18 protein-coding genes are annotated in these 22,076 nt (G+C 74.9%); 13 read left to right on the top strand and 5 right to left on the bottom strand.

Going from position 1 to position 22,076, the window contains the following annotated elements:
* Positions 1-15 precede the first annotated feature (15 nt).
* The 3 genes from thiE (at position 16) to ACW69E_RS27080 (ending at position 2,645) form a co-directional block, all read left to right on the top strand.
* Positions 16-663, top strand: coding sequence for a thiamine phosphate synthase (thiE, locus tag ACW69E_RS27090; protein ID WP_457500921.1), 648 nt, complete (start codon positions 16-18; stop codon positions 661-663).
* A gap of 109 nt (positions 664-772) precedes the next feature.
* Positions 773-1,690, top strand: a complete 918-nt coding sequence (metF, locus tag ACW69E_RS27085; protein WP_457500920.1) for a methylenetetrahydrofolate reductase [NAD(P)H] — start codon at positions 773-775, stop codon at positions 1,688-1,690.
* Between the two features lie 22 nt (positions 1,691-1,712).
* Entirely contained in the window at positions 1,713-2,645 is a 933-nt protein-coding gene (locus ACW69E_RS27080) for a hypothetical protein (RefSeq protein ID WP_457500919.1), read from the top strand.
* 34 nt (positions 2,646-2,679) lie between these two features.
* On the opposite strand, the gene ACW69E_RS27075 is transcribed toward ACW69E_RS27080, so the two are convergent.
* The gene (locus tag ACW69E_RS27075) at positions 2,680-4,191 is read right to left on the bottom strand and encodes a phytoene desaturase family protein (RefSeq protein WP_457500918.1); all 1,512 of its coding nucleotides are present in this window, start codon (positions 4,189-4,191) and stop codon (positions 2,680-2,682) included.
* A 604-nt stretch (positions 4,192-4,795) separates the two neighbouring features.
* On the opposite strand from ACW69E_RS27075, the gene ACW69E_RS27070 reads away from it, so the two are divergent.
* The 3 genes from ACW69E_RS27070 (at position 4,796) to ACW69E_RS27060 (ending at position 6,852) form a co-directional block, all read left to right on the top strand.
* Positions 4,796-5,329 carry an SAV_6107 family HEPN domain-containing protein gene (locus tag ACW69E_RS27070; RefSeq protein WP_457500917.1) on the top strand — a complete coding sequence of 178 codons (534 nt, stop codon included), beginning with the start codon at positions 4,796-4,798 and terminating at the stop codon, positions 5,327-5,329.
* Between the two features lie 103 nt (positions 5,330-5,432).
* Positions 5,433-6,215: a methyltransferase gene (locus ACW69E_RS27065; RefSeq protein ID WP_457500916.1), complete on the top strand. Its 783-nt coding sequence runs from the start codon at positions 5,433-5,435 to the stop codon at positions 6,213-6,215.
* Positions 6,216-6,438: 223 nt separating this feature from the next.
* The gene (locus tag ACW69E_RS27060) at positions 6,439-6,852 is read left to right on the top strand and encodes a DUF3040 domain-containing protein (RefSeq protein ID WP_457500915.1); all 414 of its coding nucleotides are present in this window, start codon (positions 6,439-6,441) and stop codon (positions 6,850-6,852) included.
* Positions 6,853-7,017: 165 nt separating this feature from the next.
* On the opposite strand, the gene ACW69E_RS27055 is transcribed toward ACW69E_RS27060, so the two are convergent.
* From ACW69E_RS27055 to ACW69E_RS27040, 4 genes are all read right to left on the bottom strand, one after another.
* Positions 7,018-9,387, bottom strand: coding sequence for a transglutaminaseTgpA domain-containing protein (locus ACW69E_RS27055; protein WP_457500914.1), 2,370 nt, complete (start codon positions 9,385-9,387; stop codon positions 7,018-7,020).
* Positions 9,387-10,763 (bottom strand): DUF58 domain-containing protein, encoded by a 1,377-nt coding sequence (locus ACW69E_RS27050; RefSeq protein ID WP_457500913.1) that lies wholly within the window; start codon positions 10,761-10,763, stop codon positions 9,387-9,389. The genes ACW69E_RS27055 and ACW69E_RS27050 overlap by 1 nt, the downstream gene beginning before the upstream one ends.
* A complete protein-coding gene (locus tag ACW69E_RS27045; protein ID WP_457500912.1) occupies positions 10,763-11,788 on the bottom strand; it encodes an AAA family ATPase in 1,026 nt (341 codons plus the stop codon). Before ACW69E_RS27045 ends, ACW69E_RS27050 begins: the two co-directional genes overlap by 1 nt.
* Before the next feature lie 142 nt (positions 11,789-11,930).
* Positions 11,931-12,461: a beta-class carbonic anhydrase gene (locus ACW69E_RS27040; protein WP_237882148.1), complete on the bottom strand. Its 531-nt coding sequence runs from the start codon at positions 12,459-12,461 to the stop codon at positions 11,931-11,933.
* A 420-nt stretch (positions 12,462-12,881) separates the two neighbouring features.
* Here ACW69E_RS27040 and rsmH point away from each other — a divergent pair, with 420 nt between their 5' ends.
* From rsmH to murD, 7 genes are all read left to right on the top strand, one after another.
* Positions 12,882-13,838, top strand: coding sequence for a 16S rRNA (cytosine(1402)-N(4))-methyltransferase RsmH (rsmH, locus tag ACW69E_RS27035; RefSeq protein ID WP_457500911.1), 957 nt, complete (start codon positions 12,882-12,884; stop codon positions 13,836-13,838).
* A gap of 128 nt (positions 13,839-13,966) precedes the next feature.
* The gene (locus ACW69E_RS27030) at positions 13,967-14,278 is read left to right on the top strand and encodes a septum formation initiator family protein (RefSeq protein ID WP_457500910.1); all 312 of its coding nucleotides are present in this window, start codon (positions 13,967-13,969) and stop codon (positions 14,276-14,278) included.
* Complete coding sequence (locus tag ACW69E_RS27025; protein ID WP_457500909.1) at positions 14,275-16,221, top strand: peptidoglycan D,D-transpeptidase FtsI family protein; 1,947 nt, start codon at positions 14,275-14,277, stop codon at positions 16,219-16,221. Before ACW69E_RS27030 ends, ACW69E_RS27025 begins: the two co-directional genes overlap by 4 nt.
* A 34-nt stretch (positions 16,222-16,255) precedes the next feature.
* Complete coding sequence (locus ACW69E_RS27020; RefSeq protein WP_457500923.1) at positions 16,256-17,977, top strand: UDP-N-acetylmuramoyl-L-alanyl-D-glutamate--2,6-diaminopimelate ligase; 1,722 nt, start codon at positions 16,256-16,258, stop codon at positions 17,975-17,977.
* A 5-nt stretch (positions 17,978-17,982) separates the two neighbouring features.
* Positions 17,983-19,404 carry a UDP-N-acetylmuramoyl-tripeptide--D-alanyl-D-alanine ligase gene (locus tag ACW69E_RS27015; protein WP_457500922.1) on the top strand — a complete coding sequence of 474 codons (1,422 nt, stop codon included), beginning with the start codon at positions 17,983-17,985 and terminating at the stop codon, positions 19,402-19,404.
* Positions 19,404-20,462 carry a phospho-N-acetylmuramoyl-pentapeptide-transferase gene (gene mraY, locus ACW69E_RS27010; protein ID WP_206346659.1) on the top strand — a complete coding sequence of 353 codons (1,059 nt, stop codon included), beginning with the start codon at positions 19,404-19,406 and terminating at the stop codon, positions 20,460-20,462. The genes ACW69E_RS27015 and mraY overlap by 1 nt, the downstream gene beginning before the upstream one ends.
* Complete coding sequence (murD, locus tag ACW69E_RS27005) at positions 20,459-21,904, top strand: UDP-N-acetylmuramoyl-L-alanine--D-glutamate ligase (RefSeq protein ID WP_457500908.1); 1,446 nt, start codon at positions 20,459-20,461, stop codon at positions 21,902-21,904. The genes mraY and murD overlap by 4 nt, the downstream gene beginning before the upstream one ends.
* Positions 21,905-22,076: the final 172 nt, after the last annotated feature.

Genomic DNA, 22,076 nt, shown 5'->3' with positions numbered 1-22,076 from the left:
CGGGGGGATTCCCGCATGGCAGCGACCGCACGCGAGCGGCTCGGCGACGCCCGTCTGTACCTGTGCACGGACGCGCGCAGGGAGCGCGGCGACCTGGCGGAGTTCCTGGACGCCGTACTCTCCTCGGGCGTCGACATCGTGCAGCTGCGCGACAAGTCCCTGGAGGCCGCCGAGGAGCTGGAGCACCTGGCCGTCCTCGCCGAGGCCTGCCGCCGTCACGGGAAGCTGATGGCGGTCAACGACCGGGCGGACGTCGCCCACGCCGCCGGCCCCGACGTGCTGCACTTGGGGCAGGGCGACCTGCCGGTGCCGGCCGCCCGCGCGATCCTGGGCGAGGGCGTCCTGATCGGCCGCTCCACCCACACCGAGGCCGAGGTGGACGCGGCGCTGGCCGAGCCGGGCGTGGACTACTTCTGCACCGGCCCCTGCTGGCCCACCCCCACCAAGCCCGGCCGCCCCGCCCCGGGGCTCTCCCTGGTGCGGTACGCCGCGCGGCTGCGGCCCGGGCGGCCCTGGTTCGCCATCGGCGGGATCGACGCCGCCAACCTGGAGCAGGTGCTGGAGGCCGGGGCGCGGCGGGTCGTGGTGGTCCGCGCGATCACCGGGGCGGACGACCCGGGGGCCGCCGCCGCGGACCTCGCCGCGCGCCTGCGGTCGGTCTGAGGCGGCCCGGCCCGGGGCGGGTGTCCACCCACTGGACGGCAAACGGGTCAAACGGGCATATCACCCCGGTGATGCGGTGCGCGGCCGGGGCGCCGGTTAGCCTGCCGACATGGCCCTCGGTACCCCTTCCACCAGGACGGATCGCGCTCACACCGTCCGCGAGCTGCTCGCCTCCGGTGAGCGCTCGTACTCCTTCGAGTTCTACGCGCCCAAGACGGAGAAGGGCGAGCGCACCCTCTGGAACGCCATCCGCCGCGTCGAGGCCGTCGCCCCCACCTTCGTGTCGGTGACCTACGGCGCCGGAGGCTCCTCCCGGGAGGGCACCGTACGCGCCACCGAGCGGATCGCCACCGAGACGACCCTCACCCCCGTCGCCCACCTCACCGCGGTGGACCACTCGGTGGCCGAGCTGCGCAACGTCATCGGCCAGTACGCGGACGCCGGCATCCGCAACATGTTCGCCGTCCGCGGCGACCCGCCCGGCGACCCCACCGGCGAGTGGGTACCGCATCCGCAGGGCATCACCTACGCCGCCGAGCTCGTCCGGCTCATCAAGGAGTCGGGGGACTTCTGCGTCGGGGTGGCCGCCTTCCCCGAGATGCACCCGCGCTCCACCGACTGGGACAGCGACATCCGCCACTTCGTGGACAAGTGCCGGGCCGGCGCCGACTACGCCATCACGCAGATGTTCTTCTACGCCGACGACTACCTGCGGCTGCGCGACAAGGTTGCCGCGGCGGGTTGCGACGTCCCGATCATTCCGGAGATCATGCCCGTCACGAGCGTGCGGCAGATCGAGCGGTTCGCGAAGCTGAGCAACGCGACCTTCCCTCCGGACCTGGCCGAACGCATCCTCGCCGTGGAGCACGATCCGGCCGCTGTACGCTCGTTGGGAATCGAGTACGCCACGGAGCTGTGCGCGAGGCTGATGTCCGAGGACGTCCCCGGACTCCACTTCATCACCCTCAACCACTCCACGGCGACGCTGGAGATCTACGAGAATCTGGGCCTGCACCGGCGGGGCTAGAAGACGGGGTGGGAGGACGTACATGGGGTGGACGCTCCTCTACATCGCGTTCGGCATCGTCGCGGTATGGCTGCTGGCCGAGGTGCTGCTGCAGTACAAGGCGAGGCTGCGCTGGCGGCTGCTGGCCTTCGGCGGGTTCGCCATGGTGGTCCTCGGGGTGGTGGCGATCTCCTCGGTGCCGCTGTCCCTGACGGTCATCGCGCTCGGCGGAGCGGCCTTCACGGTCGGCCAGACCTTCGTCACCCTCTCCTACCGGCGCGGCTTCACCGCCGGCTGGGCGCTGGGCGGCATGCCCGGCACCAGCAGGCGCCGCCGCGAGGTGCGCCCCATGCCGCCCCGGGACGCCGACCCGCACCTGGAGGTCTCCGGGCTGGAGGTCCACGAGCCGGAGCCCCCCGCGTACAGCCCGGAGCCGCTGCCCGACGACACCGGCGGCTACGGCGTCTACGAGCGGGGTGCCTCCCCGGGGCAGCCGGAGGAGGGGTACGAGGAGCAGGGGCGGTACGAGGAGCAGGGGCAGCACCCCGCCCACTCCGTCCCGTACACCACCGGTGACTACACCGGTCACCCCGGCTACGACCAGGGCGGCCAGTACGCCGGATCGTACGGCTACGGCTACGACGCGGGAGACGGGCAGCAGCAGTACGCCGCCTACTCCGACCCGTACGCCGACGCCTCCGGCCGGCCCGCCCACGACGCGTACGGCGGCCAGGACGGCCACGGGTACGCCTCCGATCCCTCCCACACCGACGGGTACGGCACCGGCTACCCCGCCGACCCGTACGCCGGGCAGACCCCTCCCGGCGGGGTCTGGGTGCCCCAGCAGCGCGGCTCCGAGCCGCAGCCCGGGCAGTACGCCGAGGACGGCGGGTACGGCGGGTACGGCTACGGCGAGGGCGGGTACGACCCGGCCGCCGGAGCGGCTCACCCCTACGGCGAGCAGCCCCGCCACTGAGCCGCCCGGCCGCCCGGGCTTCCGCCCGGCCGCGTCACCGCGAGCCGCGCCAGTCGTCCCCCTCGACGATCAGCCCGGCGGCCAGCGCCCCCGACATCCCGGCGTGCGCCAGCCCGCCGCCCGGGTGGGCCGATCCGCCCACCCGGTACAGCCCGGCGGTGCCCGTGGAGTTGGCCGCCCGCAGGAAGGCCCCGTCCGCCCCCGCCAGGGCGGGGGCGGGCACCGCGCCGCCCGGGGCCCCGGTCTCCCGCTCGGTGTCGGCGGGGGTGCGCACCTCGCGCCACAGCACCCGCCCGCCCAGGCCCAGCCCGGCAGCGTCCGCGGCGGCCAGGGCCTCGTCCGCGGCCCGCTCGGCCGCGCCCGGCGCCGTCCAGTCCACGGCCCCGCCGTCCTCGCCCCCCGCGCCGGCCCCGTCGGCCGGCGGGGCGGCCGCCCCCGCGCGGTGCGGCGGAACGGTCACCGACAGCACCGCCGACTCGTGCTCCGCGCCGGGGACCAGCGACGGATCGCCGGGCCGCAGCACGGTGACGGTGCGTGCCGCCCCGCCCGGCCCCCCGGTGTGCACCACGGTGCGGTGGACGGTGTCCCCGGGCCGGGGACCGCGCAGCGCGAGCAGCACGGTCAGCCGTCCCGCCGCGTAGCCGGGGCCGCCGTCCGCCGCGCTGGCCCGGCCGCCGTACATCGGCCGGGGGTCGATCCCGCAGACCACGGTGTCCGCGCCCACCCGCGACCCGTCGGCCAGTTCCACCCCGGCGGCCCGGCCGCCCTCCACCGTGATCCGGGACACCGCCGCGCCGAACCGGAACTCCACCCCGCGGGCCAGGCACCGCTCGTACACCGCGTCCGCCAGCGCGCGCATCCCCCCGCCGACGTACCAGATGCCGAAGGTCTGCTCCAGATACGGCAGGACGGCGGCGCTCGCCGGGGTGCGGCGCGGGTCGAGGCCGTGGGCGAGCGCATGGCTCTCCAGCAGCGCCACCAGCCGCGGGTCGCGCAGTTCGGCGCGGGCGATCTCGGACAGGAAGGGGGCGCGTCGGCGCAGCAGCCCGCGCCGCGGCGCCGGATACGGGTCGGTGCCGAGCCGGGCGCGGTCGACGGCTTCGGTCAGCGGCTCCTCCAGCAGCGGGCGCCGGGTGGCCTCCCACGTCCTGCGGCCGCGGCCCAGCAGCTCGCTCCACCGCTCTCCCGCGCCCGCGCCCAGGGCCGAGTCCAGGGCGTCGACCGTGCCCGCCCGGGAACCTCCGGGCAGGAGGACGGAGGTGCCGTCGGCGAAGACGTGGCGGACGGCCGGGTCCACCTCGGTCAGCGCGACGCACTCCTCCAGCGGCTCGCGCCCGGTCTTGACGAAGAGGTCCCGCCAGACGGCGGGCAGGTACAGCAGCCCGGGGCCGGTGTCGAAGCCGAACCCGTCCCGCTCCAGGCGGCGCACCGCGCCGCCGTGGGTCCGCGCCCGCTCGTACACCGTCACCCGGTGGCCCGCCACGGCCAGCCTGGCGGCGGCGGCCATGGCGCCCATACCGGCGCCGATCACCACAGTCCGTGCCATGACCAGGCACTCTAACCGGGGCGCGGTAACAGCTTCGAAGGGCCGTACGCAGTAGATGAGTAGAAGTACCTGAGTCCGGTTCTGAGTAGCCGTACGGATGGGCTTCACCAGGCGTGGACGGCAGAGTCGGAGACGACGGGAAACGTGGCGCCGCACCGCCGGCACGGGGCGGCGGAGCGGCGCGGCGACCGTCCGTAGGGGGAACGCTCGGGGGACACGGGGGACGGGAGCGGGCGGCACGGCCATCGGCCGGGCCGCCCGCTCCCGCCATTTCCGCGCTCCCGCCCCGGCCGCCCGGCAGCCGCGGCAGCGCGCGGGCAACCTCCTCCTCGGTGGCCTTCCCGGCGGCCCCTCCGGCCGAGGACGTCATCCGCTCCGGGGCCGTCGCGGACACTTCCCGCGCCCGCCCGCGCCGCTGACTCCGCCCGGCCTGCCGGGCGGAGTCCCCCGGTACGCCGGACGAGCCCCGACAGGAGGCGTTTGCCCAGGTCGGGGCCGATTGTCAGTGGCATGCGCAACGATGTTCCCATCGCGATCGACGGTCGCGACCCGCGCGTGCGGGCAGCACGGCGGGCAGCACGCGAACAGCACAGTCGTGACGGTCATGACGATGACAGGAGGTTCGCAGATGAACGGGCCCCCGGAGGATGTCCACCCCGTGCTGCGCAGGGCGTCGGCCCCGCCCGCCGCACTCGACCTGCTCGCCCAGGCGCGGCGCGGCCTCGACGAGGCGGCGGAGTTGGAGCACCCGAACGACCGGTACGCCACCGCGCATCTGGCCGCCCTGCGCACCGCCGCCGCGGTGCTCGCCGTGCGCGGCCGCCCCGAGTCCACCGCACGCGCCAGACGGCGCATACGCAGCGCCTGGGAGGTGCTGCCCGAGGTGGCGCCCGAGCTGGACGAGTGGTGCAGGCTGTTCGCCGCAGGAGCGGCCAGGCGCGCCCGTGCCGAGGCCGGTATCGCCGGCGCGGCCGGCCGGCGCGACAGCGACGACCTGATACGCGACGCGGGGATGTTCCTGCGCATCGTCGAGCAGATGCTGGTGAGGCAGCCCGTGCTGCCCCTTCCCAGAAGCCAGGGGGAGCCCGGGGAGCGCGGCCGCCCGGAAGGTGAGGGGCCGCGGCTGCGGGCGGGCTGAGGCCGGGGCGGGGCTCCCCCTCTCCCGGCCCGGCCGGCCGGACGGGGACGGCGACGCAATAGGCTTGGGCCAGCCCCGTCCGAGCCGCCTAGGAGCGTCCGCCATGTCCCGCCCCCACGCACACTTCCGCACCGCCGTGGTCTGGGAGGTCCTGCGGGAAGCACTCGAGGACCGGGCCGAGGCCGCGGGCCGGAAGACGCTCGACGTCCTGGACACCGGCGGCGGCACCGGCAATTTCGCCGTGCCCGTCGCCCGGCTCGGCCACCGCGTCACCGTGGTGGACCCCAGCCCCGACGCGCTGTTCGCCCTGGAGCGCCGCGCGACGGAGGAGGGCGTGGCCGACCGGGTGCGCGGCGTGCAGGGAGACGCGCACGGGCTGTTCGACGTGGCCGAGCGCGGAGGCTACGACGTGGTGCTCTGCCACGGCGTCCTGGAGTACGTCGACGACCCGGCCGAAGGGCTGCGCAACGTCACGGCCGCGCTGCGCCCCGAGGGCGGCACCCTGAGCGTGCTCGCCGCCGGACTGGGCGGCGCGGTGCTCGCCCGCGCCCTGGCGGGGCACTTCACCGAGGCCCGCCGGGCGCTGAGCGACCCCGACGGCCGGTGGGGCGGCGGGGACCCGGTGCCCCGGCGCTTCACCCCCGAGCGGCTCGGCTCCCTGGTGGCCGCCAACGGGCTGGAGGTCGGCGCGGTCCACGGCGTGCGGGTCTTCGCGGACCTGGTGCCGGGGGCGCTGCTGGACGCCGAGCCCGGCGCCTCGGACGCACTGGCGGCGCTGGAGGAGGCGGTGGCCGAACTGCCCGCCTTCCAGTCCGTCGCGGCGCACCTCCACGTACTGGCGCGTACCCGGGAGGGCTCCGCCCCGTCCACCGGCGGGGTGCGGTAGGCCACAGGCGACCCGAACGGCGGCTACCCGCCGTATGATCGAAGCACACCGATCGGCATGACGGCGTGGCGGCGGGGGAATGAGAAGCCCGACACCGCCATCCGGTTCCCGGTCCCGGTGGCACGAACTGGCGTAGAGGGGCGGGTTTCACGGGGGCGAATCCCTGCCTATCCTTGAAGGGTCGCATCCGGTCGCCCCCGCGACCGACGAGTAGGAGGACTCCGTGCCGCTCTCTGAGCACGAGCAGCGGATGCTCGAGCAGATGGAGCGAGCGCTGTACGCCGAAGACCCCAAGTTCGCGACAGCGCTCGAGGGAAGCGAGCTGCGCACGTACACCCGGCGACGGGTCTACCAGGCGGTCGCGGGCTTTCTGGTGGGCGTCGCGCTCCTCATGGCCGGGATGGTCGCGAAGCTGGTCATCGTCAGTGTGCTGGGTTTCCTGGTGATGCTCGGCTGCGCCGTCCTGGCGGTGACGGGCTGGCGCAAGACGCCCAAGCCGGGCGAGCAGCCCCTCGCCGACCAGGGGCACGAGGCCGGCGGAGACCGTCCGCACGCGCGAAGGCAGGGAAGGCCGCGCCGCTCGATGATGAACCGCATCGAGGACCGCTGGCAGCGCCGCCGGGACGAGCAGCAGTAACGGTCCGCTCACGCGCTGCCGCCGCCCCTGCCGGTGGACGGCGCGCACGGCCGCCGCGACCCGACGGCCCCGCCGCACCGCCCCCGTACGGCAGACCGCCCGCTGTCGCGTCCTGAGCGGCCGTCCTCCGCGGCCCGGCTCGGCGCCCACCGAGCCCGCCCGGCCTCAGACCCGCTGCCGCGACGGCCTGATCCGCGCCAGCGCCCGCCGAGCCGGGCCGCCCCACCGTCCGGCCGCCGCCGACCAGCGCTCCGGGACGGCCCACACCACCCGTACGGCCGACCGCGGCAGCAGCAGGGCCCGCAGCCGCGCGCCGCGCCCGGCGGCCGCCAGCAGCCCGGCCCGCACCCGCCGCACATCCCCGGCCAGCCCCTGCGCCGACCGCGGCTCGGGGGCGTAGAGAGCCCGCTCGACCGCCGTGGCCAGCCGGTGCAGGGCCTCGGCGGCCTCGCCCTCCAGCCCCCCCAGCCGTACGACGCGCGCCGCGGCCGTCCGCACGGTGGCGGACTCCTGCGGGAGGACGCCCAGGTCCCAGGCGGAGTCGGTCGCCTCCCGCCAGGCGGCGAGCGTACGGGCACCCGGGTCGCCACCGCCCTCCAGACGCCGGGACCGGACCCTGCCCCGCCACAGGGCGGGCAGTGCCAGGATCCCCGCGGCGAGCAGCACGGACGCCGCCACCGGCAGGACCCTGCCCACCGGGAGACCGCCGCCGGCCCCGCCGTCCCGCGGAGCGGACGCCGCGCCGCAGTCCTCCGTGCCCTGTCCCGCAACGCACTCCTCGGACTCCGAAGGCTCCGGAAGCGGCCGGGCGCTGTCCTCCGGACGCGGGGCGGGGGCGTCAGGCTCCTCCGGGGAGGGCAGGTCGGGCTGGGTGTACTCCGGCACGCTGCCCCGGCTGGGGGTGGGCTCGAAGCGGGTCCAGCCCACGCCCTCGAAGTACAGCTCCGGCCAGGCGTGCGCGTCCTGCAGCCCCACCGTCATCTCGCCGCTGCCGTCGGCCCTCCCGGCCGTGAACCCCACCGCGACCCGCGCCGGGATGTCCAGGGTGCGGGCCATGGCGGCCATGGAGAAGGCGAAGTGGACGCAGAAGCCCTCCCGGTCCTCCAGGAAGCGGGCGATGGCCGCACTGCCGCTGCCGGCCTTCACCTGGGTGTCGTAGCGGAAGCCGCCCTGGGAGGAGAACCAGTCCTGGAGCCTCACGGCCCGCTCGTAGTCGCCGGAGGCCCCCTCGGTGACGTTCCGCGCCGTCTCGGCCACCACGGACGGCAGCGACTCCGGTACGCCGGTGTACTCCTCCATGATCTGCGGCGGGGGCGCCGGGGCTTCAGCCAGCTGTCGCGCGGTCGGCCGTACCACCAGGCTGTCCACCTCGTACCGCACGCCCCGGGTGGTCTGCCCGCGGTCGCCGACGAGCGTGCGGCCCTCCGGCTCGAAGCGCCACCGGCCGTCGATGCGCACCTCGGCGGCCGGGTAGGGCATGGGAAGCCAGTTCTGGGCGTACCATCCGGCCGCCCGGAAGGAGGTGGTGACGCGCTCGGTGCCGACGGACGGCGACAGCCCGGGCACCGGCGGAAGCGGGCGCGGCAGATCGGTGATCCGGCGCTCCGACGGTTTCCAGGAGGTGCCGTCGAACCGGTCCAGGGCCACGATCCGCAGATACATGTCCGAGGTGCTCCCGGCGTCGGTGGTGTACGTCAGCACCGTGCGGTTGTCCGGCTGGTTCAGGCTGTCCTGCAGCGCGACCAGCGGATTGACCGCCGAGATCGTGCCGCCGCCGCTCCCCGTGCCCCGCCCCTGGCGCGCGGTGTCCAGCAGCCCGCCGCCCAGTGACGGCAGCACCGCGGGCACCACCAGGGCGATGCCCAGCGCGACCGCGCCGATCCGCCGCCCGGTGCGCACCGGCGGCGGCGCCGTGCCGCCGGGCCGCGCGGTGCCGAACCCGCCGCCGAACACCCGGCCCCACCGCGACAGCCGGTCCCGGCCCTCCGCCAGGAGCAGCAGCAGATAGCCGCCCGCCGCGCACAGGAACCACAGCCGGCTCCCCCCTTCCGGGGACAGCCCGGCCGCGACCGAGTACAGCGCCAGCAGCGGCAGCCCGGCGGGGGCCGCGGCACGGTACGTCACCGCGAGCATGTCCACCAGCAGGCCGATGACGACCACACCGCCCACCAGCAGCAGCCGGATGCCGTCGGTGACCGGGGCCGGGATCGAGAACCGGCCGACGTCCGCGGTGCCCTGTGCCAGCAGCGCGCCGAAGGCCTCGAAGGCGTCCGGGCCCGGCAGCACACCGAGCACGGCGTCGCCGCGGACGAAGACGAAGGTGAGCAGCAGCAGCGACACCACCGCCTGTGCCACCACCGCCGGCGGTCCGGACGGTGTCGCCCGCCGCACCACCGTGCCCACCGCGCTCTGGACGCCCAGCAGCAGGGCGGCCTGGAACAGCCAGCCGGCCGGGGCGACCAGCGGCAGCAGCGCGCACGCCGCCGCCAGGGTGGCCGCCCAGGCGCAGAATGCCAGCCGGGCCTGTCCGCTCATCACCGTCCACTCCTCGCCGTCCGCCCGGGCGCCCTGCCCGCGGACCGGTCCGCCTGCCGCCACAGATCGGGCAGCGCCTCCCCGGGCGTGTACGGCAGCACCGTCCAGCCCGCCTCGCGCAGCAGCCGCTCCCCCTCCTCCCGCACGGCCGGCTCGCGCGGTCCGCGGGGCAGGAGGGCCACCGCGCCCCTCGCGCGCTGCCGCATCCGGCCGGCCAGCACCGCCTGCTCGCCGTCCAGCGAACCGAGGAAGGCCACCAGCAGCCCCTCGTGCCCGCCACCGCCGCTGCCGCCGCGCAGCGCCTCGTACGCCTGGGCCAGGCCCGGTTCGCCGGAGTTCTCCACCACCGCGAGGGCGTCCAGGACCAGCCCGGCGGTGTCGGAGGCGGCGATGTCCGCGCCCGCTCCGTCCGGCCCGGGCACGGCCGCGCCGGTGTCGGTCAGCAGCCGTACCGCGTAGCCGCGCTCCAGCATGTGCACGGCCACCGAGGCGGCCCCCGAGACCGCCCACTCGAACGCCGACTCCGGACCGGAGCCGGCCCAGGCCGTCCGGCGGGTGTCCAGCAGCACGGTGCAGCGCGGCCGCTGCGGCTGCTCCTCGCGGCGCACCATCAGCTCCCCGTGGCGGGCGGTGGAGCGCCAGTGCACCCGGCGCAGGTCGTCGCCGTGGCGGTAGCCGCGCGGGATCACGTCGTCGTCGCCGGCCGCGGCCAGGGAGCGGTGCCGTCCCTCGCCCAGGCCGGCCGCCTCCCCGGCCAGCCGTACGGGGGGCAGTTCCTCGGTCCGGGGCACGACGGTGAGGGTGTCGCGGGAGCTGAAGGACCGGGTCAGCTCCACCATGCCGAACGGGTCCGTCAGCCGCAGTTGCAGCGGACCTATCGGATAGCGTCCCCGCAGGTCGGAGCGGACCCGGTAGGAGACCTCGCGCCGGCCGCCCGGCTCCACCCGGTCCAGGACGAAGCGCGGGCGCGGGCCCAGGACGTAGGGGACCTGGTCCTGGAGCATCAGCAGGGAGGTCGGCAGCCGCGAGACGTTCTCCAGCCGCAGGTGCACCAGGGACTCCTCCCGGGCGGGCACGCGGACCGGGGACAGCCGCCGGGAGGCCGCCACGCGGTGGCGGGTGCGGTACAGCACGATCACGCAGACCAGGGGCAGCGCGGCCAGCAGCACCCCCACCCGCAGCAGGTCGCCCTGGCCCAGCACGTAGGCGCACACCACCGCGGCCGCCCCCGCGGCCAGGAACGAGCGCCCCCTGGTGGTGAGGCCGGCGAGCGCGGCGCGCGGCGAAGCCCGGCGCTCTCCTGCCCGCGGGCCCCCGTCCGTGCCCCGGTCCGTGCCTCCGCCGGCGCCCGGGGCGGCTGTGCCGGGGCCGTCCATCACAGTCCCCGCTGGGAAGGCCGGCCGTACAGCGGGGACTGCGAGGTCGCCTCCCGGTAGTTGGACGCGGGCACGGGGACGCGCCGCACGATGTCGAGGACGAGCTGCTCCGAGGTGCGCCCGCCGAGCTGGGCCTGGGCGGTGGGCAGCAGCCGGTGCGCCAGCACGGGCACGGCCAGCGCCTGCACGTCGTCGGGCAGCACGAAGTTCCGGCCGGCCAGGGCCGCCGCCGCCTTCGAGGCCCGCAGCAGGTGCAGGGTGGCCCGGGGCGAGGCGCCCAGCCGCAGTTCGGGGTGGCCGCGGGTGCCGGCCACCAGGTCGACGGCGTACCGGCGGACCGGCTCGGAGACGTGCACGCCGCGCACCGCCTCCACCAGCTTGGCGATCTCGTGCGCGTGGGCGACCGGCCGCAGGTCGTCCAGCGGGGAGGTCCCGCCGTGCACGTCGAGCATCCGCAGCTCGGCCTCGGGGCTGGGGTAGCCGATCGACACCCGCACCATGAAGCGGTCGCGCTGCGCCTCGGGCAGCGGGTAGGTGCCCTCCATCTCGACCGGGTTCTGGGTGGCCACCACCATGAACGGGTCGGGCAGTTCGTAGCTGCGCCCGTCGACGGTGACCTGCCGCTCCTCCATCGACTCCAGCAGGGCCGACTGGGTCTTGGGGGAGGCGCGGTTGATCTCGTCGCCGATCACGACCTGGGCGAAGATGGCGCCCGGCTTGAACTCGAACTCCTGCTGCTGCTGGTCGTAGACGCTCACCCCCGTGATGTCGGAGGGCAGCAGGTCGGGGGTGAACTGGATCCTGCGGACCGAGCAGTCCACGGACCTGGCCAGCGCCTTGGCGAGCATGGTCTTCCCCACGCCCGGCACGTCCTCGATCAGCAGGTGGCCCTCGGCCAGCAGCACGGTCAGCGAGAGCCGTACGACCTCCGGCTTGCCCTCGATCACACTCTCCACCGACCGGCGCACCCGGTCCGCCGTGGCGGTCAGATCGCTGAGATCAGCTCGTTCGTCATAGGTCGTCACCCGGCCCTCCTCGGCCCGCTCACGGGCCGGTCCGCCCCGCGGCGGGCCGGCCCATCCCCGAACAACCGGCGCGTCCCCCGCGGGAGGTACCCGCGGGGGAGAGCCGTCACTCAGGCATTCTTCACTTACACAGCCCCGCGCGTCACGATTCCGGGCCGTCCGCCGGGTCGATCTCCCGGAGCAGACCCGTGGTGACGTCGAAGACGAAGCCCCGTACGTCGCCGGTGTGCAGCAGGAACGGAGAGGTGCGTACCCGCTCCATCGACTGCCGCACGTCCTGGTCGGCGTCCTTGAAGGACTCGACGGCCCACGACGGCCGCTGGCCGACCTCCATCTCCAGCTCGTGCCGGAAGTCCTCGGTCAGGTTCAGCAGGCCGCAGCCGGTGTGGTGGATCAGCACGACGGAGCGCGTGCCCAGGGCGCGCTGGCTGATGGTCAGCGAGCGGATGACGTCGTCGGTGACCACGCCGCCGGCGTTGCGGATGGTGTGACAGTCGCCGAGTTCGAGACCGAGGGCGGCGTGGAGGTCGAGCCGGGCGTCCATACAGGCGACGACGGCGACCTTCAGCACCGGCCGGGCGTCCATCCCCGGGTCGGTGAACTCGGCTGCGTAACGCTGGTTGGCTGTGACGAGGCGGTCGATGACCGGCCCCTCGGAGGAAGACGATGGCATGCCTATGACCGTAACCGCCCCGTCCCGCTCCGGCCCGGATTGGGGCAGGGCAAAGCCGGTCAACGCGCATGGTGTGTGAGGTAACCCACGCCGGTGGTGTCCGATCCCCCGTGCGGGTGGAACCGGACGCGGGGATCCGCGGCGCGCCCGCGCGGGGAGGCGGCCGGGACGCGCCTGACCAGTTGGTTGACCGGGGGGACGAGTGGACTAAAGTGACGCGAAGCGGGAGCCGGGCAGGCGCCGGGCTCCCCGCTGCCGAACCCCCAGATCCCATGTGCGCGGGCGCGCGTACGGCCGCGTACGGCCCGGCCTCCTCCCGCTCCCGGCCGACCGGTGCCCCTTCCCCGGCACCGGCCGCCGTTCTTCCCCTTCGCGAGCGGGCGGGGACCAGGCCGTACGGGCCCGCTCAAGGAGAGTCCAGTGAGCACCAACGAGCGGCACGTCCCGGTCATGCTCGGGCGCTGCCTGGACCTGCTCGCCCCCGCCCTGCGCGAGCCCGGCGCCACCGTCGTGGACTGCACCCTCGGGCTGGGCGGGCACAGCGAGGCGATGCTGTCGAGGTTCCCGGACGTCCGGCTGGTCGGCCTGGACCGGGACCCGGCCGCGCTGGAACTGGCCGGCGAGCGCCTGGCCCGCTTCGGCGACCGGGCCACCCTGGTGCACGCCGTCTACGACGAACTGCCCGGGGTGCTGGGACGGCTCGGCGTGCCGCGCGTCCAGGGGGTCCTGTTCGACCTCGGCGTGTCCTCCATGCAGCTCGACGAGGCCGAGCGCGGTTTCGCGTACTCCAGGGACGCGCCGCTGGACATGCGGATGGACCAGAGCAGGGGCGTCAGCGCCGCCGAGGTCCTCAACACCTACCCGCCCGGCGAACTGGTGCGCATCCTGCGCGCCTACGGCGAGGAGAAGCAGGCCAGGCGGATCGTCTCCGCGATCGTGCGCGAGCGCGAGAAGGAGCCGTTCGCCGGCAGCGCCCGGCTGGTCGAGCTGATCCGCGAGGCCCTGCCGCAGGCGGCCAAGCGGACCGGAGGCAATCCCGCCAAGCGCACCTTCCAGGCGCTGCGCATCGAGGTCAACGGCGAACTGGCCGTGCTGGAGCGGGCGTTGCCGGCGGCCGTCGCCGCGCTGGCGGTGGGCGGCCGGATCGCCGTCCTGTCCTACCACTCGCTGGAGGACCGCCTGGTCAAGCAGGTGCTCGCCGCGGGCGCCACCAGCACCGCGCCGCCGGGGCTGCCGGTGGTCCCCGAGCGCTACCAGCCCCGGCTGAGGCTGCTGACCCGGGGGGCGGAACTCCCCGCCGAGGAAGAGGTCGCCGAGAACCGCCGCGCCGCCCCCGCCCGGCTGCGCGGCGCCGAGCGCATCCGGGAGGAGCCCTGAAGGACACACCGAAGGCCACGCCCGGGGCCACCGGGAAACAGGCCGGCCCGACCCCCCAGCAGCGGCTGGCGCGACTGGCGCGGCTGGTCCCCGCGGGCGCGCCCTCCGGACCGGCCCGCGCCCCCTTCGTGCTGCTGGTGGTCCTGCTGCTCGGCTCCGGGCTGCTGACCCTGCTGCTGCTCAACGCATCCGTCAACCAGGGGTCCTTCGAGCTGAGGGAGCTGGAGAAACGGGCCGGGGAGCTGGCCGACGAGGAGCAGGCGCTCCAGCAGGAGCTGGACTCCTACTCCGCTCCGGACGCACTGGCGGAGCGGGCCCGGGAGCTGGGCATGGTGCCCGGCGGGAACCCCGCCTTCATCCTTCCGGACGGCACCGTCCGGGGCATGCCCGATCCGGCCCCCGCCGCCCCCCGGGGGCCCGAGGGGGAGGACGCCCCGTGAGCGAGCGCCCCCGGCGTCCCCGCCGTACCCAGCCCGCCCCCCGTTCCGCCGCCCCCCGTTCCGCCCGTGCGCCCAGGCCCGCCGCCAGGCCCACGGCCCGCGTGCCCCGGTCCCGGCCGGGCACCGTACGGCTGAGCAGTCCGCGGCCCCGGCTGAGGCTGTTCGGCGTACTGCTGACCCTGGTGATGCTGGCCTTCACCGTGCGACTGCTCCAGGTGCAGGCCGTGGACGCGAGCACCTACGTGGCCAAGGCCGACGTCAACCGCTACATCACCGTCCCGCTCGCCGCCGAGCGCGGCACCGTCACCGACCGCGACGGCGTCGCCCTGGCCACCACGGTCGACGCGTACGACATCACCGCCGACCCCTACCTGTTCACCCCCGAGCAGACGAAGGTCCCCGACGCGCCGGCCCAGGCGGCCGAGCTGCTCGCCCCCGTCCTCGGCGTGGACGAGAAGACGCTCACCGAGCGGCTCTCCCGGAAGGGGACCCGCTACGTCCTCCTGGCCCGGCAGCAGTCCCCGCAGGTCTGGCGGCAGATCACCGACCTCAAGCGCGTGCTGGCCGGACGGCAGCGCGCGGGCGGGGGCCACCACGTGCTGGCCGGGGTGTACTCCGAGGAGCACGCCAAGCGGGTCTACCCGGGAGGGGAGCTCGCGGCCGCCGTGCTCGGCTTCGTCAACTCCGAGGGCGAGGGCCGCGGCGGCCTGGAGGCGAAGTTCGACAAGGTGCTGGCCGGGAAGGACGGCAAGATCACCTACGCCCAGTCCGGCGGCCGCCAGGTGCCCACCGGGGACGAGCGCGAGCAGCCCGCGCGCCCCGGGTCGGACGTGGAGCTCACCCTCGACCGCGACATCCAGTGGGCCGCGCAGAGCGCCATCGAGGAGCAGGTCGAGAAGTCCGACGCGGACAGCGGTTACGTGATCGTCCAGGACGTCCGCAGCGGCGAGATCCTGGCCATGGCCAACGCGCCCGGCTACGACCCGGGCGACCTGTCCACGGCCAGCGCCTCGGCACTGCGCAACGGCGCCGTGGAGGACGCCTACGAGCCCGGCTCCACCAGCAAGGTGATGTCCATGGCCGCGGTCCTGGAGGAGGGCGCGGCCACCCCGGGCACCCATGTCGTGGTGCCCAACCGGCTGCCGCGGGCGGACCGCAGCTTCGCCGACGACGTCGACCACCCCACCTGGTACCTCACCCTCAACGGAGTGCTCGCCAAGTCCAGCAACATCGGCACCATCCTGGCCGTCGAGCAGCTCGGCGACACCCAGGCGGAGGCCAACCGGGTGCTCCACTCCTACCTGCGCGAGTTCGGCATCGGGCGAAGGAGCGGACTGGACTTCCCCGGCGAGACCCCCGGCATCCTCGCCGACCCCGAGGACTGGAACGCCTCGCAGCAGTACACCATCCCCTTCGGGCAGGGCCTGTCGATCAACGCCGTCCAGGCGGCCTCGGTCTACTCCACCATCGCGAACGGGGGAGTGCGCGTCGAACCCTCCCTGGTGCGCGGCACCACCGGGCCCGACGGCGAGTGGAAGCCCGCGCCGAAGCCGCAGCGCAACCGTGTCGTCAGCGAGAAGACCGCCACGACGCTCGCCACCATGCTGGAGTCGGTGGTGGCGGACATGGAGGGCACCGGCACCACCGCGCGCATCCCCGGCTACCGGGTGGCGGGCAAGACCGGAACGGCCAACCGGGTGGACCCCGAAACGGGCCGCTACAACGGCTACACCTCCTCCTTCGCCGGGTTCGCCCCCGCCGACGCGCCCCGCGTCACCGTCTACTGCGCCGTGCAGAACCCCAAGAAGGGCAGCTACTTCGGCAGCCAGGTGTGCGGCCCGGTGTACCAGCAGGTCATGAAGTACACGCTCAAGGCCCTGCGGATCCCCCCGACCGGCGCCGAGCCCCCGCGTCTGCCCGTCACCTTCGACCCCCGGGACTGACCCGGGAACCGACCGGAAAGCGACCGTGAGAACCATCGACGACCTCCCCCGCAACAGCCCCGGCGCCACCGGCGGCGCGCCCGGCACACCCGGCCCCTCGCTTCGCGGCGGGCCCACCACGGCGGGTACGCTCACCGCCGTGCCACACGCTGATCAGACCCCATCCCTGTCCGCCCCGCCCCGCCCGGAGCGGGTCCGTCCCGTGCCGCTGGCGGAGCTGGCCCGGCGGCTGGGGGTCGCGGCCCCCGAGGGCGACGCGGCCGTCACCGGCATCACCCACGACTCGCGCGCCGTACGGCCCGGCGACATCTACATCGCGCGTCCGGGCGCCCGCTTCCACGGCGCGGACTTCGCCGTCCAGGCGGCCCGCCTGGGCGCCGTCGCGGTGCTCACCGACCCCACGGGCACCGAGCGGGCCGCCGCCACCGGTCTGCCGGTGCTGACGGTGGCCGAGCCGCGCGAGGTGACGGGCGACCTGGCCGCCGCCATCTACGGCGATCCGGGCCGCGACCTGCTGCAGATCGGCATCACCGGCACCTCCGGCAAGACCACCACCGCCTACCTCATCGAGGGCGGGCTGCGCGCGGCGGCGGGGGAGGGGGAGCCGACCGGGCTGATCGGCACGGTCGAGTCCCGGATCGGCGACGAGCGGATCAAGTCCGAGCGCACCACCCCCGAGGCCACCGAGCTCCAGGCGCTGTTCGCCGTGATGCGCGAGCGCGGGGTGCGCTCGGTGGCCATGGAGGTCTCCAGCCACGCACTGGTGCTGGGCCGGGTGGACGGCTGCGTCTTCGACATCGCCGTCTTCAACAACCTCAGCCCCGAGCACCTGGACTTCCACCCGGACATGGAGGACTACTTCCGGGCGAAGGTGCAGTTGTTCACCAAGGCCCGCTCCCGCGCCGGTGTGGTCAACATCGACGACGAGTACGGGCAGCGGCTGGCCGCCGGCGTCAGCGAGGTCCCCGTCACCACCTTCTCCGCCGAGGGCCACCCGGACGCCGACTGGCGCGCGGACGACGTGGAGATCGGCCCGCTCGGCTCCACCTTCACCGTCATCGGGCCGGACGGCGAGACGGTCCGCGCCGGCGCCCCCCTGCCCGGCCCGTTCAACGTCGCCAACGCGCTCGCGGCCATCACCGCCCTGGTCGCCGCCGGGATCGACCTGAAGACCGCGGCCGAGGGCGTCGCGGCGGTGCCCGGCGTGCCGGGCCGCCTGGAGCGCGTGGACGCCGGCCAGCCGTACCTGGCGGTCGTGGACTACGCGCACAAGCCCGACGCCGTCGACTCCGTGCTGCGCGCCCTGCGCAAGGTCACCGAGGGCCGGGTGCACGCGGTGCTCGGCTGCGGCGGCGACCGCGACCCGCACAAACGCCCCGCCATGGGCGCGGCGCTGGCCCGGCTGGCCGACACCGCCGTCCTGACCTCCGACAACCCGCGCTCGGAGGATCCGCTGGCCATCCTCGCCGCCATGCTCGCGGGCGCGGCCGAGGTCCCCGTCCACGAGCGCGGCACCGTGCTGGTGGAGGAGGACCGGGCCGCGGCCATCGCGGCGGCCGTCGCCCGGGCCGAGCCCGGGGACACGGTGCTGGTGGCCGGCAAGGGCCACGAGCTGGGCCAGGACATCGCCGGAGTGGTCCGCCCCTTCGACGACCGCGAGGTGCTGCGCGAGGCCGTCGAGCACGCGATGGCCGCCCGGCGGGACGCGGGCCGGAACGCCGCGGGCGGCGGGGACACCGGGGAGAGCGCGCCGTGATCCCGATGACCCCCGCGGAGATCGCCGGCATCGTCTCCGGCCGGGTCCACGACATACCGGACCCGGAGCCGACCGTCACCGGCCCCGTGGTCAAGGACTCCCGGGAGGTGCGCCCCGGCGCGCTCTTCGTCGCCTTCGGCGGGGCCCGGGTGGACGGCCACGACTTCGCCGCCCGCGCCGTCGCGGACGGCGCGGCGGCCGTACTGGCCGCCCGGCCCGTCGGTGTGCCCGCGATCGTCGTGGACGACGTGGAGACCGCCCTGGGGGCCCTGGCCCGCCATGTGGTGCGGCGTCTGGGCACCACCGTCGTCGCCCTCACCGGCTCCGCCGGCAAGACCAGCACCAAGGACCTGATCGCCCAGCTCCTGCGGCGGCTGGGCCCGACCGTCTTCACCCCCGGCTCGCTCAACAACGAGATCGGCCTGCCGCTGACCGCGCTGAGCGCCGAGGAGGGCACCCGCCACCTCGTGCTGGAGATGGGCGCCCGCGGCATCGGCCACATCCGCTACCTGACCGAGCTGACCCCGCCGCGCATCGGCGTGGTCCTCAACGTCGGGTCCGCGCACATCGGCGAGTTCGGCGGCCGGGAGCAGATCGCCCTGGCCAAGGGCGAGCTGGTGGAGTCCCTACCGGCGGCGGACGAGGGCGGCGTGGCCGTCCTCAACGCCGACGACCCCCTGGTGCGCGCCATGCGCGCCCGCACCGAGGCACGCGTCCTCCTCTTCGGAGAGGCCGAGGAAGCCGACATCCGTGCCGAGAATGTCCGTCTCACCCCGAAGGGGCAGCCCGCCTTCACCCTCCACACCCCCACCGGGTGCAGCGATGTGACCATGCGCCTGTACGGTGAGCACCACGTGTCGAACGCGCTCGCCGCGGCCGCCGTAGCCCACGAGTTGGGCATGCCCGCCGACGGGATCGCCACCGCGCTCTCCGAGGCCGGCACGCTCTCCCGCTGGCGGATGGAGGTCACCGAGCGCTCGGACGGCGTGACCGTCGTCAACGACGCCTACAACGCGAACCCCGAGTCCGTGCGGGCCGCGCTCCGCGCGCTCGCAGCCATGGGCAAGGGGCGTCGCACGTGGGCGGTGCTCGGCGAGATGGCCGAGCTCGGCGAGGAGTCGCTCGCCGAGCACGACGCGGTCGGACGGATGGCCGTCCGGCTCAACGTCAGCAAGCTCGTGGCGGTCGGCGGCCGGGAGGCCCGCTGGATCGACATGGGCGCCAAGAACGAGGGTTCGTGGGGTGAGGAGTCGGTGCACGTGTCCGACGCGCAGGCGGCAATCGACCTGTTGCGCGACGATCTGCGGCCGGGGGATGTCGTGCTGGTGAAGGCCTCCAGGTCGGCCGGCCTGGAACAGGTGGCGCTCGCGCTGGTCGAGGGCAGGGGTCTTTCCGCCGAGGGCAGGGGAGAGGTCGCCGGCCGATGATGAGGCAGATCCTCTTCTCCGGGGTCATCGGGCTCTTCCTGACCCTGATCGGCACTCCGCTGCTGATCAAGCTGCTGGCCCGCAAGGGCTACGGGCAGTACATCCGCGACGACGGCCCGCGGGACCACCACAGCAAGCGCGGCACCCCCACCATGGGCGGTATCGCCTTCATCCTGGCGACGCTGATCGCCTACGCGCTCACCAAGGTCATCACCGGCGAGCAGCCGTCGTTCTCCGGCGTGCTGGTGCTCTTCCTGATGGCCGGCATGGGCCTGGTCGGCTTCCTCGACGACTACATCAAGATCGTCAAGCAGCGCAGCCTGGGCCTGCGGGCCAAGGCCAAGATGCTCGGCCAGCTCATCGTCGGCATCGCCTTCGCGGTCCTGTCGCTGAACTTCGCCGACGCCCGCGGCCAGACCCCGGCGTCCACCAAGCTCTCCTTCATCCAGGACTTCGGCTGGTCGATCGGGCCGGTGCTCTTCGTGATCTGGGCGCTGTTCATGATCCTGGCGATGTCCAACGGCGTGAACCTCACCGACGGCCTCGACGGCCTGGCCACCGGCGCCTCGGTGATGGTCTTCGGCGCCTACACCTTCATCGGGGTGTGGCAGCACCAGGACTCCTGCGCCATCACCGGCAGTCCGAGCTGCTTCGAGGTGCGCGACCCGCTGGACCTGGCGGTCGTCGCCTCGGCCCTGATGGGCGCCTGCTTCGGCTTCCTGTGGTGGAACACCTCGCCCGCCAAGATCTTCATGGGCGACACCGGCTCGCTGGCCCTGGGCGGCGCGCTGGCCGGCCTGGCCATCGTCTCCCGCACCGAGCTGCTGCTCGCCCTGCTCGGCGGTCTGTTCGTCCTCATCACCATGTCCGTCGTCATCCAGGTCGGCTCGTTCCGGCTGACGGGCAAGCGGGTCTTCAGAATGGCGCCGCTCCAGCACCACTTCGAGCTCAAGGGCTGGAGCGAAGTGCTGGTCGTGGTCCGCTTCTGGATCATCCAGGGCATGTGCGTGATCGTCGGAATCGGCCTGTTCTACGCCGGCTGGGCGGCCGGGAAATGACGCGCGGCCCCGTCGGCGAGGAGTTCGCCGGAAAGCACGTCACCGTCGCCGGCCTCGGCGTCTCCGGGATCCCCGCCGCGCGCGTACTGCGGTCCCTGGGAGCGGAGGTGACGGTCGTCAACGACGGCGACGACGAACGCGCCCGGCGGCAGGCGGCCGAACTGCGGGAGCTGGGGGCCGCGGTGCGCCTCGGCGACGGGGCCACCCTGCCCGAGGGCACCGAGCTGGTCGTCACCACGCCCGGCTGGCGGCCGGACAAGCCGCTGTTCGCGGCGGCCGAGGCCGCGGGCGTACCGGTGTGGGGCGACGTGGAGCTGGCCTGGCGGCTGCGCGGCCCCGGCGCCGCGCCCTGGCTGGCCGTCACCGGCACCAACGGCAAGACCACCACGGTGCGGATGCTCGCCTCCATCCTGGAGGCCGCCGGGCTGCGCACCGCGGCGGTCGGCAACATCGGCGTCTCACTGCTGGACGCGGTCCTGGGCGGCGAACCGTACGACGTGCTCGCGGTGGAGCTGTCCAGCTACCAGCTCCACTGGTCCTCCTCGGTGCGCCCCCACTCGGCCGCGGTGCTCAACCTGGCGCCCGACCACCTCGACTGGCACGGCTCGATGGAGGCGTACGCCGCCGACAAGGGCCGGATCTACGAGGGCAACGAGGTCGCCTGCGTCTACAACACCGCCGACCCCCTCACCGAGGAGCTGGTGCGCCGCGCCGACGTGGTGGAGGGCTGCCGGGCCGTCGGCTTCACCCTCGGCGCCCCCGCACCGTCCCAACTCGGCGTCGTGGACGGCGTACTGGTGGACCGGGCCTTCGTCCCCGACCGGCACAGGCAGGCCCAGGAGCTGGCCGAGGTCACGGACGTCGAGCCCCCCGCCCCGCACAACATCGCCAACGCCCTGGCCGCCGCGGCCCTGGCCCGCGCCTTCGGCGTGGAGCCGGCGGCGGTACGCGACGGCCTGCGCGCCTTCCGGCCCGACCCGCACCGCATCGAGCATGTCGCCGAGGCGGGGCAGGTGGCCTACGTCGACGACTCCAAGGCCACCAACACCCATGCAGCCGAGGCGTCGCTGAACGCCTACGACCCGGTGGTGTGGATCGCCGGAGGACTGGCCAAGGGAGCCGTCTTCGACGAGCTGGTGGCCGGGGCCGCGAAGCGGCTGCGCGGGGCGGTGCTGATCGGCGCGGACCGGCACCTGATCCGTGAAGCGCTGGCGCGACACGCCCCGGATGTCCCGGTCGTCGATCTCGACCGGACCGACACTGGGGCGATGGCGGCGGCGGTCGGCGAGGCCGCCCGGCTGGCCCGCCCCGGGGACACCGTCCTGCTGGCTCCGGCCTGCGCCTCGATGGACATGTTCACCAACTACCACGCGCGCGGGGAGGCCTTCGCCGCCGCGGTCCGCGACCTGGCCGCGGACCGCCCGGCGGCGCGGGAGCGATAACCCGCCGGTCCCCGCGCCACGGACCGGCGACCGGGGAGACAGGAGGGGACGGATGACGGCCGAGCGACCCGTACCGCCCGCGACGGCGGCCGCCACCGGCCCGGTGGGCCGCTTCCTGGCGGCCGTCGCCGCGGCGGTACCGGCCGTGTCCGCCCGGCCCGTCCCGGCGCCG

The sequence above is a fragment of the Streptomyces sp. SS8 genome (assembly GCF_054072955.1).
Note: the sequence above shows the minus strand (reverse complement) of the source record. Positions and strands in the feature narration are given on the sequence as shown.